This is a genomic window from Streptomyces sp. NPDC036764 (genome assembly GCF_055609385.1).
The window spans coordinates 123669-136854 of record NZ_JBVJPT010000007.1; the positions used below are offsets into that span (position 1 = coordinate 123669).

The following is a 13186-nucleotide window of genomic DNA, read 5'->3' on the forward strand; positions in this document are numbered from 1 at the left end:
ATATCTGCCTACGACTCTACTGGTGAGCCGGCACCGGTTCGGACACGAGTTCGGGATCCCGCCCGGCCAGGCGCTCACGCCAGGCGGCGAGTACGGCCGCGTCGGTCGGCTTCGTCGCCAGGGAGACGGCGATGTACGCGGCCAGGGAGGACAGCAGGCCGTAGTAGACGGGCTCGTTGGCGAGGATGCCGTACGTCGCCATCAGGCCGATGACGGCGAGGCCGCCGACCGCGACGGAGGCGAGCGCGCCCTGGGCGGTGCCCCGCTTCCACAGCAGCCCGCCGAGGATCGGGACGAGGAGTCCGCCGACGAGGAGGTTGTACGCGACCGTCAGCGCCTCGACGACGTTGTTGAGCGCGATGGCCGTAGCGATCACGGCGAGGCCCATGATGAGGATGAAGGCGCGGTTGCCCTGCACCTCGTCACGCTCACCGGTGGTGACCCGCCCTCGCAGCCGCGACCAGATGTCGTTGTTGGCGACGGTCGCGCAGGCGATGAGCGCGCCGGAGGAGGTGGACATCACGGCGGCGAGCGCGGCGGCCAGCACCAGCCCTCTGACACCGACGGGGAGTTCGTCCTTGACGATGGTCGCGAAGGCGTCGTCCGGGCTGCCGAGCTTGGGGTAGAGCACCTTGGCCGCGGTGCCGATGACGGCGCCGGCGAGGGCGTAGACCAGGCAGTAGGTGCCGGCGACGGTGCCGCCCCACTTGGCGGTCTTGTCGCTGCGCGCGGTGAACACGCGCTGCCAGATGTCCTGCCCGATCAGCATGCCGAAGGTGTAGATCAGGACGTAGGTGAAGATCGTCTCGCCGCCGATGCCCAGCGGGTCGAAGTACTCGGTCGGCAGCTTCGCCTTCATCTCACTGAACCCGCCGGCCTTGACGACCGCGATGGGCAGGAGCAGCAGGAGCACACCGATGGTCTTGACGACGAACTGCACCATGTCGGTGAGGGTGATCGACCACATGCCGCCGAGCGTCGAGTAGGCGACGACGATCGAGCCGCCGAGGATGATCGCGACGGTGCGGTTCATGTCGAAGAGGACGTCGAAGATCGTGGCGTACGCGATGGTCGACGTGACGGCGAGCATGAGGGTGTACGCCCACATGACGAGGCCGGAGATGACGCCGGCCCGGCCGCCGTAGCGCAGGTCGAGCATCTCGGAGACGGTGTAGACCTTGAGCCGGGCTATGCGGGCGGAGAAGAAGACGCTCAGCGCGAGCAGGCCGAGGCCGATGGTGAACACCATCCAGGCGCCGGAGAGCCCGTACTGGTAGCCGAGGCCCACGCCGCCGATGGTGGACGCGCCGCCGAGGACGATCGCCGCCATGGTGCCGGAGTACATCGTCGGGCCGAGCCGGCGGCCGGCGACCAGGAACTCGCTCTTGGACTTGGCGCGGCGCATGCCCCACCAGCCCATGGCCAGCATGCCGGCCAGATAGACGACGATGACGGTGTAATCGACGGCCATGGTGGGGCCTCCTTCGCGCAACTTCCGGTGGCGTGTCGTGCAAATGGGGGGTGGGGACGGTCGGCAGCGGCTCGCGGGGACATCCGCCCGTACCCGCGGCTGCCGGTCTGGAACGACAGTAGGTGGCCGGAAAGTGACTGCGAAGTGTACGTTTCATCCATCTGAGACCGCGCGAGTGTAGGAAACATCCCATGCCGGATCCCGCCGTTCCGCCCACCCCACCGGTACCGCTGTCGGCGCTCCTGGCCCGTGAGGACCTGGGCCTGCGCCAGATCGCGGGGCCCGCGGACGCGGGCACGGTGATCCACTGGGCGCACACCTCGGAGATGGCCGATCCGTACCCGTATCTGCTGGGCGGCGAGCTGCTGCTGTCGGCCGGGGTGCACATTCCGGAGGCCGCGGGGTCGGGAACCTACTTCACCGACTACGTGTCGCGGATCGTCGCGGCGGGCGGCGCCGCCCTCGGCTTCGGCCTCGCCCCCGTGCACGACACGGTGCCGCGCGCCCTGGTGGAGGCCTGCGACACCTATGAACTGCCGTTGCTGGAGGTCCCGCCGCAGACCACCTTCTCCGGCGTGGCCCGCGCGGTCTGGCAGCTCATGGCCCAGGCCCGCCACGCCGAACTGCGCCGCGTGACGGAGGCCCAGCAGAGCCTGGCAGCGGCCGCCTCCCGCCCGGACCCGGTACGGGCGGTACTGCGACAGCTCGCCCAGCGGGTGACGGGGTGGGCTGTGCTGTACGGGCCGGAGGGTACGGAGAGCACGCCGGCCGGGCAGGGTACGGAAGCCGCGTCCACCGACCGGAGTGCGGAAGCCGCTGGCGCCGGGAAGGGCCCGAAACCCACCGACCGGAGTGCGGAAGCTGCTGGTGTCGGGCGGGCGGTGGAGCTTGCGGCTGCCGGGCGGGAGCCGGGGGACGTGGTGCGTGGGGCGCTGGCCGGGCTCGCTGCGGTCGTGCGGCCCTCGGGTCCCGGGACCCCCACCTCCGCGACCGACACCGCGGCCGGCACCCATCTCGCCGCCTACGCCCTCGGCACCGGTCAGGGCTTCGTCCTCGGGGTGGCCGCCCCCCATCGGGACACCGGCGACCACACCATCGCCTCCGTGGCGGCCGTACTGCTATCCCTCCTCACCGGCGAGCACCAGAGCGGCTCGGGCGCGGCCCGCTCCTCGGCGCTCGTACGGCTGCTGCTGGGCGCCGAGCCGGAAACGGTGGCCCCGCTGCTGGGCGGCGGGAGCTGGCTCGTGGTGCACGGCAGCCCCGACGCACAGCCCTGCGACCCCGTGGCGGCCTCCGCGCTGGGCGCCGCCCTCGGCTCCCCGCTGGTCGACCTGGCGCGGGACGTCGTACGCGTCCTCGTCCCCGCGGACCGCGAACCGGCCCCGCAGCCGGGCTGGACCCTGGGCGTCAGCGCCCCCGCGACCGCGCGGGACTGGCCGGCGGCCGACACCCAGGCGGCCCGGGCCCTGTCCCGCGCACGCGCCACCCGCACGCCCCTGCACCGGCACGGCACGCACCGCGCCGCCCTCACCGACCTGCTCTCCCCCGACGAGGCCGGGGCCCACGCCCGTGCGCTCCTCGCGCCCCTCACCCCGCCCCTCACCGAGACGCTGCGCACCTGGCTCTCCCTGCACGGCAGTTGGGACCGCACGGCCGTGGCACTCGCCGTGCACCGCAACACCGTCCGCCAGCGCATCGCCCGCTGCGCGACACTGCTCGGCACGGACCTGGACGACCCGGACGTACGCATGGAGCTGTGGTTCGCCCTGCGGCACGGCGAGCGGTGATCACACAGTGACCCGCGTCGCACGCACCCCGGACGAAGCCGTTCCCGTAGTCGTCTGCCTCACAATGGGAACCATGCCGATACCCGGGACACCCAGCCGCGCCGAGCTCGTCGACCACCTCGTCAGAACCCGTATCGCGGGCGACGTCGCCACCCCCCGCGAGAACAACCTCTCCCACTACCGCAAGCTGGCGAACGGCGACCGCCACTACTGGCTCGGCCTGGAGCTCGGTGACCGCTGGAGTGACGAGCAGGACGTGCTCGCGGTGATGGCGGAGCGCGTGGGCGTGAGCGACGACGCCGAACACCGGCACGGCCAGGACACCATCGACCCCGAGCTGACGGTGGCCGCGCTGGAGCGCATGGCGGCCCGGCTGCGCAAGGCGGCGGACGGCGGCCAGCGCGTCCTGTTCGCGACCGGTCACCCGGGCGGTCTGCTGGACGTCCACCGCGCGACGGCCGACGCGCTGCGCACGGCGGGCTGCGAGATCGTCGTGATCCCGGAAGGGCTCCAGACCGACGAGGGTTACGTCATGCAGTTCGCGGACGTCGCGGTCCTCGAACACGGCGCCACCCTCTGGCACACCCACTCCGGGGCGCCGATGAGGGCCATCCTCACCGGACTGGAGCGTGAAGGCCGCCCGCTGCCGGACCTCGTCGTGGCCGACCACGGCTGGGCGGGATACGCCGGGCAGCACGGCGTCGACTCCGTCGGGTACGCCGACTGCAACGACCCGGCGCTGTTCCTCGCGGAGGCGGAGGGGACGGTGCAGGTGGTGGTCCCGCTGGACGACCATGTGATCAGCCCGCGCCACTACGACCCGATGACGGCGTATCTGCTGCGTGAAGCGGGCCTGGTCGAGTAGGGGGCGTACTCGACCGCGTTGAAGTCTCGGCGAACGCCGCGGGATTTCTTCGTGGAGGTCGCGTCTCTGCACACATCCCCCTGAGACATGTCCCTGTCTGTTCAACCGGAAACAGAAGTGACGGAGTTCCTCAGGGGAACGGATGTTGCTGATGCGCGGACTTGATATCGGACAAACAGCCCTGCTGCGGGCGTCGGGCGTGATGCGCGTGCCCTCGCAGCCGCTTCCCCCGTCCGCGGAGGCGGTACCCACACGGGAGGGGCGCCGGCTGTACGTCATCGACGGCATCCGGCTGCTCGCCGCGCTGGTGGTGGCCGTGCACCACTTCGCGGGCACCGACCGGCTCGACCGGCCCGGCAACCCGGTCTGGGACCGTCCGGTGTCCGAGATCATGCCCACGGTGTTCCACGTCTCCGCCTACGGCTGGATCGGCGTCGAGGTCTTCTTCGTCATCAGCGGCTTCGTGATCTGCATGTCCTGCTGGGGCCGTACACCACGGCAGTTCTTCGTCTCACGGGTCATCCGGCTCTATCCGGCGTACTGGTTCGCCATCGCCTTCACCACGGCCGTCGTCGTGGCCCTGCCGGGGGTGTGGGAGCGCCTGCGGATGCGGGACATCCTGCTCAACCTCACGATGCTGCAGTCCGGTTCGGCCTCGCCGCACGTCGACGGCGTCTACTGGACCCTGTGGACGGAGCTGCGGTTCTACCTCCTCTTCCTGGTGGTCGTCGCCATGGGGCTCACCTACCGCAGGGTCGTGGTGTTCTGCTGCGTGTGGGGCACCGCCGCGATGCTTGCGCCGATCTCCGAGCTGCGCCTGATGATCCTGATCGTCAACCCGGTCGCGGCCTGGTTCTTCATCGCCGGGCTCGTGCTCTACCTGATGTACCGGTTCGGTCAGGACCTGCTGCTGTGGGGCATGCTGACCATGTCGTGGCTGATGGCGCAGGTGGAGCTCGGGCGCCGGATCGAATCGGTCGAGCACGTCTCCGGTTGGCGCGGCAGCGCGCTGATCTACACGGCGTTCCTGCTGTTCATGGTCGCCGTCGCGCTGGGCCACACGGACCGGATCCGCTGGAAGTGGCTGGTCACCGCCGGAGCGCTGACCTATCCGCTGTATCTGACGCACTACCTCGCCGGCACGGTGCTGATCAGCCGGCTGCGCGACACCATGGATCCGCGGCTGCTGGTCGCCGTGGTGATCGCCGTGTTCCTGGTGCTCAGCGGGCTGATCCACCGGTGCGTGGAGCGTCCGGCGGCGCGGCTGATGAAGCGGGGCCTGGACACGTCCTTCGCCCGGCTGCGCAACGCGACCCGGGTGTGAGGCGCCGGGGCTCGGCGGCCCCGGCGCTCAGCGGTGTCCACCGGCGTTCTTCGGCGTTCACCGGGGAACGCGGACCACGCCCTCCTGGATCACGGACACCGCGAGCCGGCCGTCCTGCGTGTAGATCCGCGCCTGTCCGAGCCCTCGCCCGCCGAACGCCGACGGCGACTCCTGGTCGTACAGCAGCCACTCGTCGGCCCGGAAGGGCCGGTGGAACCACATCGCGTGGTCCAGCGAGGCGCCGACCACGTCCCCGACCGCCCAGCCGCCCCGGCCGTGCGCGAGCAGGACGGAGTCGAGGAGGGTCATGTCGGAGACGTACGTGGCGAGGACGACGTGCAGGAGCGGGTCGTCCGCGAGCTTGCCGTTGGTGCGGAACCAGACCTGGGAGCGCGGTTCACGCGGCTCGCCGAACTTTCCGTACGGCGGCTCGTCGACGTAGCGCAGGTCGACCGCCTGGCGTGCTTCCAGGAACCGCTCGACGACGGCCCTATCGAGGTGGTCGTAGCCGCGCAGGCGCTCCTCGGAGGTGGGCAGCGACACCGGGTCGGGCGCGGCCGGCATCGGGATCTGGTGGTCCAGGCCCTCTTCGTACGTCTGGAAGGACGCCGACAGCGCGAAGATCGGCTTGCCGTGCTGGACGGCGACCACCCGGCGGGTGGTGAAGGAGCGGCCGTCGCGCATCCGGTCGACGTTGTAGACGATGGGCGCGCCCGGGTCCCCCATGCGCAGGAAGTACGCGTGCAGGGAGTGGGCGGGCCGGTCCGCGGGCACCGTGCGGCCGGCGGCGACGAGCGCCTGGGCCGCGACCTGACCGCCGAAGACGCGCGGGACGACGGCGGAGCGGGACTGGCCGCGGAAGATGTTCTCCTCGATCTGCTCCAGGTCGAGCAGATCGAGGAGACCCTGAAGTGCCTCGTTCATGGCACCTTTTCTACTGGCAGGGGATGTCAGGAGCCTTACAGGCCCATGTCCTTCGCGATGATCGACTTCATGATCTCGCTGGTGCCGCCGTAGATGCGGTTGACGCGGTTGTCCGCGTACAGGCGAGCGATCGGGTACTCGTTCATGAAGCCGTAGCCGCCGTGCAACTGGAGGCAGCGGTCGATCACCCGGTGGGCGACCTCGGTGCAGAAGAGCTTCGCGGAGGCGGCCTCGGCGGGGGTCAGCTCACCGGCGTCCAGGGCCTCCAGCGTGCGGTCGGCGACGGCCTCGGCGGCGTCGACCTCGGCCTGGCAGGCGGCCAGCTCGAACTTGGTGTTCTGGAAGGAGGCGACGGGCTTGCCGAAGACGGTGCGCTCCTGGACGTACTGCTTGGCGAACCGCACGGCGGCCTTGGCCTGGGCGTAGGCGCCGAACGCGATGCCCCAGCGCTCGGAGGCCAGGTTGTGGCCGAGGTAGTAGAAGCCCTTGTTCTCCTCGCCGAGAAGGTCCTCGACCGGGACCTTCACGTCGACGAAGGCCAGCTCGGCGGTGTCGGAGGTGCGCAGGCCCAGCTTGTCGAGCTTGCGGCCGACGGAGTAGCCCTCGGACTTGGTGTCCACGGCGAACAGGGAGATGCCGTGGCGGCGGTCCTCGGCGCTGGGCGCGTCGGTGCGGGCGCAGACGATCACACGGTCGGCGTGCACGCCACCGGTGATGAAGGTCTTGGCGCCGTTGAGGACGTAGTGCGTGCCGTCCTCGGAGAGCTTGGCGGTGGTCTTCATGCCCGCGAGGTCGGAGCCGGTGCCGGGCTCGGTCATCGCCAGCGCCCACATCTCCTCACCGGAGACGAACTTGGGCAGGAACCGCTTCTTCTGCTCGTCGCTGGCGAGCATCTTGATGTACGGCAGGCCGAGCAGGACGTGCACGCCGGAGCCGCCGAACTGGACGCCCGCGCGGGACGTCTCCTCGTACATCACGGCCTCGAACTTGTACGAGTCGATGCCGGCGCCGCCGTACTCCTCGTCGACGCGGATGCCGAAGACGCCGAGCTCGGCGAGCTTGTAGTAGAAGTCGCGGGGCGCCTGGCCCGCCGCGAACCACTCGTCGTAGACCGGCACGACCTCGGCCTCGATGAAGGCGCGGATTGTCTCCCGGAACGCCTCGTGATCCTCGTTGAACACCGTACGGCGCACGCCGTCCACCTCCACCGGTACATGTCTAAGCGCTTGCTCACTCAACCGTACCGGCGAGTACGAAGAACCGTCCAGGGGGTCCGCCCCGTAACGCTCGTCACGCTCCCCACTCGCGGGACCCCCCTCAGAGCCGTACGTCCCCCCGGTGCTCGTAGTCCAGTCCGTGCTCGGCGCACGGCCGGCCCGCCTCGCGCGGGCAGATCATCGAGTACCCGCTCACCCGGGCCCGGTAGACCCGCCAGGGCGCCGGCGCTCGCACCTCGTCCGGCGTGATCGCCCGTCCGCCCCGGCCGGCGGGGCCCGGGATGACCCGCAGCCCCTCCAGCGCCTGCGTCCCGTCCAGTTCCATGGCGGTGGCGGTCAGATACAGCGCACGCGGGGCGGCAGTGCCGACCGGTGCGCGGGAGTCGTGGATGACGATGCCGACCCGGGGCTCATGGGCGAGGTTGCGGGAGTGCGTGACCTCGGGGGACGAGACCCAGTAGAAGTCGCGCCCGTCCTCGGTGGAGTAGAAGACCGGCGTGGCCCAGGGGGCGCCGTCGGGGCCCACGGTGGCCAGCACCATGTACATGTTGCCGTCGATGATCGCCCGCGCCGCGCTGCCGGTGCCGGTTCCGTCCGTCTGCTCGGTCATGCGTCCCCTCGTTCCGCAGGCGTGCCGCCGGAGAGGGGACCACTCTAGGGGCGCCGGGTGGAACCCGACCCCGCCGGGCTCCGCCGCCTCCCGCGCCCCGACCGGAGCAGCCGTACGGCCACGAAGGCGAGGGCCGCCACGGCCACGGCCGCCAGGATCACCTTGGAGTAGAGGCCGACTACGTCGGTGACCTCGTGCCAGCGGGCGCCGAGGGCGTAGCCGCCCGCGATGAAGGCGGTGTTCCAGATGAGGCTGCCCGCCGCGGTGAGGGCGAGGAACACCGGCAGCCGCATGCGTTCGACGCCGGCCGGTATCGAGATCAGGCTGCGGAAGATGGGCACGAAGCGGCCGAAGAACACGGCCTTGGTGCCGTGCCGGACGAACCACGCCTCGGTCCGCTCCACGTCCGCGATCTTCACCAGCGGCAGCCGGGCCGCCGCCGCGATCACCCGGTCGCGGCCGAAGAGCGCGCCGAGCAGGTACAGCGCCAGCGCGCCGACCACCGAACCCGCGGTCGTCCAGGCGATCGCGGCGAACACGTCCATCCGGCCCTGGCTCGCGGTGAACCCCGCCAGCGGCAGGATCACCTCGCTCGGCAGTGGCGGGAAGAGGTTCTCCAGGGCGATGGCGAGGCCGGCGCCGGGGCCGCCCAGCTTCTCCATGAGGTCGGCGGCCCAGCCGGCGACTCCACCGACCGGCGCCTCGGACGCAGCAGCAATGATCATGCAGACCACTTTACGAAGTCTTGACCTAAGGGCGGTATGAGGAAGGCCGCACAACCGGCTGTGGCGATCCGCACGTCATCAGTGCGGTTTTCCGCAGGGTGCCGCCCGCAGGCCCTTGGCTAGCCTGACCCGTCGTGATCGCATTCACCGAGCGCTGGCTGCGCCTCGCCGCCGGGCTGCTGCTGGGCGGACTGACGGCACTGGCCGGGCTCGTCTGTGTCGTCGGCGGCTGGGCGCGCAGGCTGACGACCCGGCGCCCGTCCGCCGTCCCCGCGAGCGCGCTGCGGCTCGCCGGGCTGGAGCGCCGCCGCCTCGCCCTCTTCCACGCCGTCGAGGTGGACGCGCCACGCGGCGGACCGGCCGCCTTCGGGTATCTGGCCGCACGCTGGCCGCTCGGCCTGTTCGGGCTGCTGGTGCTGCTGACCTCGCTGATCGCCCTCGGCTACGCCTCGGTGCTGCTGTGGGCATGGTTCGTGCTGGACCCGGGCGACCCCGGCGACATCGTGTTCTCCGGGCTGGGCGGGCTGTTCCTGCTGTTCCTGTGCGCGCAGGGCGGCCGGGGTCTGGCGCAGCTCGACGAGCAGCTCGCCCGGCGCCATCTGGGCCCCAGCGAGACGGAGCTGCTGCGCCGCCGGGTGGGCGAGCTGGCCGCGACCCGAGCCGGGGTGGTGCAGGCCGTGCACGACGAGCGGCGGCGCATCGAGCGCGACCTGCACGACGGGGTGCAGCAGCGCCTGGTCGCGCTCGGCATGCTCCTGGGCCGGGCGCGCCGGGCCACCGACCCGGCCAAGGCGGACGCCCTGCTGCGCCAGGCGCACGAGGAGTCCGCGCACGCGCTGACCGAGCTGCGCGAGACGGCGTGGCGGATCTACCCCGCCGCCCTGGACGAGCGCGGGCTTGCCGCCGCGCTGGAGGGGCTGGCGGAGCGGTCGGTGGTGCCGGTGGAGGTGTCGTACGAACTGGACGGCGCCCCGCCCCCGGTCCCCGTGCAGACGGTGGCGTACTTCGTCGCCGCCGAGGCCGTGACCAACGCGCTGAAGCACTCGGGCGCCACGCGCGCCGGGATCCGCGTGGCGCGGCGGGGCGCGGGCGTCGTGGTGCGCATCGAGGACGACGGCGGCGGCGGTGCCCCGCGCCGGCCCACGGCCGGCGGGCTGCTCGGTCTGTCCCGGCGGGTCGCCGCGCTCGACGGCCGGCTCGACGTGGACAGCCCGCCCGGCGGCCCGACCGTGATCACCGCGGAGCTGCCGTGCGCGTGATGATCGCCGAGGACTCGGCACTGCTGCGCGAGGGCCTCGTCCGGCTGCTGGCCGACGAGGGCCATGCCGTGACGGCCGCGGTGGGCGACGCGGACGCGCTGCTGGCGGCGGTCGCGGCCGACCCGCCCGACATCGTGGTCGTGGACGTACGCATGCCGCCCACGCACACCGACGAGGGGCTGCGGGCCGCGCTCCAGGTCCGCGAGCGGCATCCCGGCACGGCCGTCCTGGTCCTCTCCCAGTACGTCGAGGGCCGCTACGCCACCGAGCTGCTCAGCGGCAGCAGCGAGGGCGTCGGATACCTCCTGAAGGACCGGGTCATGCAGGTGGAGGAGTTCCTCGCCGCCCTGGAGCGGGTGGGCGCGGGCGGCACCGCCTTCGACCCCGAGGTGGTCCGCCGGCTCCTGACCCGCGGCGCCCGCACCGAGCCGCTGCACCGGCTCACCCCCCGGGAGCGGGACGTCCTGGGGCTGATGGCCCAGGGCTACACCAACGCGGCCATCGCGCAGCAGCTCTACGTCTCCCAGAGCGCGGTGGAGAAGCACACCAACGCGATCTTCGACAAACTCGGCCTGACGGGCACGACCGGCTACAGCCGCCGCGTCCTCGCCGTGCTGCGGCACCTGAGCGCCCCCACCGAGGGCTAGCGGCCGTCCGTACGGCTCACTCCACCCCGGCCGCCGCGAACGCCCCCCGCGCCATCCGGTGCAGCAGCACCGCCGTCACGCCGCGCCCCGGCAGCGACCCCGGCCGGCCCAGGTGCGGCGTCGAGTTCAGCAGGCCGAAGACCGAGTGCACCGCCGAGCGGGCCGTCGGCTCGGTCAGGCCCGGGTAGACCCCGCGGACCACCTCCACCCACAGCTCGACGTACTGCCGCTGGAGCTGGCGCACGAGCTTGCGGTCGCTGTCGCGCAGGCGGTCCAGCTCGCGGTCGTGCAGGGTGATGAGGGGGCGGTCGTCGAGGGCGAAGTCGATGTGGCCCTCGATGAGGGAGTCGAGGACCGCCTCGGCCGGCACTCCGTCGGCCTCCGCGAGGCGCCGCTTCGCGCCCGTCAGCAACTGACCGCTGATGCCGACCAGCAGCTCGGCGAGCATCGCGTCCTTGCCGGCGAAGTGCCGGTAGAGACCGGGGCCGCTGATGCCCACGGCGGCGCCTATCTCGTCGACACCGACGCCGTGGAAGCCGCGCTCGGCGAAGAGCCGCGCGGCCTCCTTGAGGATCTGTTCGCGGCGGGTGGGGGCGTCGGTTCTGGTGGCCATGCGAGCAATTCTAGACAGGGAGGTTAGCGGTCGTTAACCTGGACGAAATGGTTAACGCTCATTAACAGTCGCTCATGAACAGTCGATCACTGGGTGAGGGGACCGCAGGATGCATGAGGCACCGGAGCTCCACAGCGCGGCAGATCCCGCGTCGGAGTCCTTTCGGTCCAACGAGGAGGCCCACCGGGCGCTCGGCGAGGAGCTGCGCGGCAAGCTCGCCGCGGCCCGGCTCGGCGGCGGCGAGAAGGCACGCGCCCGGCACACCGCGCGCGGCAAGCTGCTGCCCCGCGACCGGGTGGACACCCTCCTCGACCCCGGATCGCCCTTCCTGGAGCTCGCTCCCCTCGCCGCCGACGGGATGTACGACGGACAGGCCCCGGCCGCCGGTGTCATCGCCGGGATCGGCCGGGTCAGCGGGCGCGAGTGCGTGATCGTCGCCAACGACGCCACGGTCAAGGGCGGCACGTACTACCCGATGACCGTGAAGAAGCACCTGCGCGCGCAGGAGGTGGCCCTGGAGAACCGGCTGCCGTGTCTGTATCTGGTCGACTCGGGCGGCGCCTTCCTGCCGATGCAGGACGAGGTCTTCCCCGACCGGGAGCACTTCGGGCGGATCTTCTACAACCAGGCCCGCATGTCGGGCGCGGGCATCCCGCAGATCGCGGCCGTGCTCGGCTCGTGCACCGCGGGCGGCGCCTACGTCCCCGCCATGAGCGACGAGGCCGTCATCGTCCGGGGCCAGGGCACGATCTTCCTCGGCGGTCCCCCGCTGGTGAAGGCCGCCACCGGTGAGGTCGTCACCGCCGAGGAGCTCGGCGGCGGCGAGGTCCACTCGCGGGTGTCCGGCGTGACCGACCACCTCGCGGAGGACGACGCGCACGCGCTGCGCATCGTGCGCAACATCGTCGCCACCCTCCCCGCGCGCCGGACCCTGCCCTGGGAGGTCGTGCCCGCCGCGGAGCCCAAGGTCGACCCCTACGGCCTCTACGGCGCCGTCCCCGTCGACTCCCGCACCCCCTACGACGTACGCGAGATCATCGCGCGCGTGGTCGACGGCTCCCGCTTCTCGGAGTTCAAGTCCGAGTTCGGGCAGACCCTGGTCACCGGCTTCGCCCGGATCCACGGCCACCCGGTCGGCATCGTCGCCAACAACGGCATCCTGTTCTCCGAGTCCGCCCAGAAGGGCGCCCACTTCATCGAGCTGTGCGACCAGCGCGGCATCCCGCTGGTGTTCCTGCAGAACATCTCCGGGTTCATGGTCGGCAAGGACTACGAGGCCGGCGGCATCGCCAAGCACGGCGCCAAGATGGTGACCGCGGTGGCCTGCACGCGCGTGCCGAAGCTGACGGTGGTGGTCGGCGGGTCGTACGGAGCGGGCAACTACTCGATGTGCGGACGGGCCTACTCGCCCCGCTTCCTGTGGATGTGGCCCAACGCCAAGATCTCCGTCATGGGCGGCGAACAGGCCGCCTCGGTCCTCGCGACCGTCAAGCGCGACCAGTTGGAGGCGCGCGGCGAGGACTGGCCCGCTCAGGCCGAGGAGTCCTTCAAGGCGCCCGTGCGGGAGCAGTACGAACGCCAGGGCAACGCCTACTACGCCACCGCCCGCCTCTGGGACGACGGCGTCATCGACCCGCTGGAGACCCGGCAGGTGCTGGGCCTGGCACTGACCGCCTGTGGCAACGCGCCCCTGGGTGACCCCCAGTTCGGCGTCTTCCGGATGTGAGGGGGACTGTGCAGATGA

12 protein-coding genes are annotated in these 13186 nt (G+C 71.6%); 6 read left to right on the forward strand and 6 right to left on the reverse strand.

What is annotated here, in order from left to right; all coding sequences use genetic code 11:
- Window positions 1–16 precede the first annotated feature (16 nt).
- Entirely contained in the window at window positions 17–1471 is a 1455-nt protein-coding gene (locus ACZ69Q_RS25445; protein ID WP_471045857.1) for a sodium:solute symporter family protein, read from the reverse strand.
- 191 nt (window positions 1472–1662) lie between these two features.
- Between ACZ69Q_RS25445 and ACZ69Q_RS25450 the strand changes: the two genes are divergently transcribed.
- The 3 genes from ACZ69Q_RS25450 (at window position 1663) to ACZ69Q_RS25460 (ending at window position 5447) form a co-directional block, all read left to right on the forward strand.
- Window positions 1663–3258, forward strand: a complete 1596-nt coding sequence (locus ACZ69Q_RS25450; RefSeq protein ID WP_471045860.1) for a helix-turn-helix domain-containing protein — start codon at window positions 1663–1665, stop codon at window positions 3256–3258.
- 73 nt (window positions 3259–3331) lie between these two features.
- Window positions 3332–4123, forward strand: a complete 792-nt coding sequence (locus ACZ69Q_RS25455; protein WP_471045863.1) for a phosphatase — start codon at window positions 3332–3334, stop codon at window positions 4121–4123.
- A 202-nt stretch (window positions 4124–4325) separates the two neighbouring features.
- Window positions 4326–5447: an acyltransferase family protein gene (locus ACZ69Q_RS25460; RefSeq protein WP_471046335.1), complete on the forward strand. Its 1122-nt coding sequence runs from the start codon at window positions 4326–4328 to the stop codon at window positions 5445–5447.
- A gap of 57 nt (window positions 5448–5504) precedes the next feature.
- Here ACZ69Q_RS25460 and ACZ69Q_RS25465 read toward each other — a convergent pair whose 3' ends face one another.
- The 4 genes from ACZ69Q_RS25465 to ACZ69Q_RS25480 all read right to left on the reverse strand — a co-directional run bounded on the left by ACZ69Q_RS25465 (window position 5505) and on the right by ACZ69Q_RS25480 (window position 8923).
- Entirely contained in the window at window positions 5505–6371 is an 867-nt protein-coding gene (locus tag ACZ69Q_RS25465) for an acyl-CoA thioesterase (RefSeq protein ID WP_471045866.1), read from the reverse strand.
- 35 nt (window positions 6372–6406) lie between these two features.
- Window positions 6407–7564, reverse strand: a complete 1158-nt coding sequence (locus tag ACZ69Q_RS25470) for an acyl-CoA dehydrogenase family protein (RefSeq protein ID WP_471045869.1) — start codon at window positions 7562–7564, stop codon at window positions 6407–6409.
- A 124-nt stretch (window positions 7565–7688) separates the two neighbouring features.
- The gene (locus ACZ69Q_RS25475; RefSeq protein ID WP_471045872.1) at window positions 7689–8198 is read right to left on the reverse strand and encodes a pyridoxamine 5'-phosphate oxidase family protein; all 510 of its coding nucleotides are present in this window, start codon (window positions 8196–8198) and stop codon (window positions 7689–7691) included.
- A 44-nt stretch (window positions 8199–8242) separates the two neighbouring features.
- Window positions 8243–8923, reverse strand: coding sequence for a DedA family protein (locus ACZ69Q_RS25480; RefSeq protein ID WP_471045874.1), 681 nt, complete (start codon window positions 8921–8923; stop codon window positions 8243–8245).
- 134 nt (window positions 8924–9057) lie between these two features.
- Between ACZ69Q_RS25480 and ACZ69Q_RS25485 the strand changes: the two genes are divergently transcribed.
- Both ACZ69Q_RS25485 and ACZ69Q_RS25490 read left to right on the forward strand, forming a co-directional pair.
- Window positions 9058–10182 (forward strand): sensor histidine kinase, encoded by a 1125-nt coding sequence (locus ACZ69Q_RS25485; RefSeq protein ID WP_471045877.1) that lies wholly within the window; start codon window positions 9058–9060, stop codon window positions 10180–10182.
- Window positions 10182–10829 (forward strand): response regulator, encoded by a 648-nt coding sequence (locus ACZ69Q_RS25490; RefSeq protein WP_471046337.1) that lies wholly within the window; start codon window positions 10182–10184, stop codon window positions 10827–10829. The genes ACZ69Q_RS25485 and ACZ69Q_RS25490 overlap by 1 nt, the downstream gene beginning before the upstream one ends.
- Window positions 10830–10845: 16 nt before the next feature.
- Here ACZ69Q_RS25490 and ACZ69Q_RS25495 read toward each other — a convergent pair whose 3' ends face one another.
- A complete protein-coding gene (locus tag ACZ69Q_RS25495; RefSeq protein WP_471045880.1) occupies window positions 10846–11442 on the reverse strand; it encodes an SACE_7040 family transcriptional regulator in 597 nt (198 codons plus the stop codon).
- A gap of 109 nt (window positions 11443–11551) precedes the next feature.
- Here ACZ69Q_RS25495 and ACZ69Q_RS25500 point away from each other — a divergent pair, with 109 nt between their 5' ends.
- The gene (locus tag ACZ69Q_RS25500; RefSeq protein ID WP_471045883.1) at window positions 11552–13168 is read left to right on the forward strand and encodes a carboxyl transferase domain-containing protein; all 1617 of its coding nucleotides are present in this window, start codon (window positions 11552–11554) and stop codon (window positions 13166–13168) included.
- The last annotated feature ends 18 nt before the right edge of the window (window positions 13169–13186 follow it).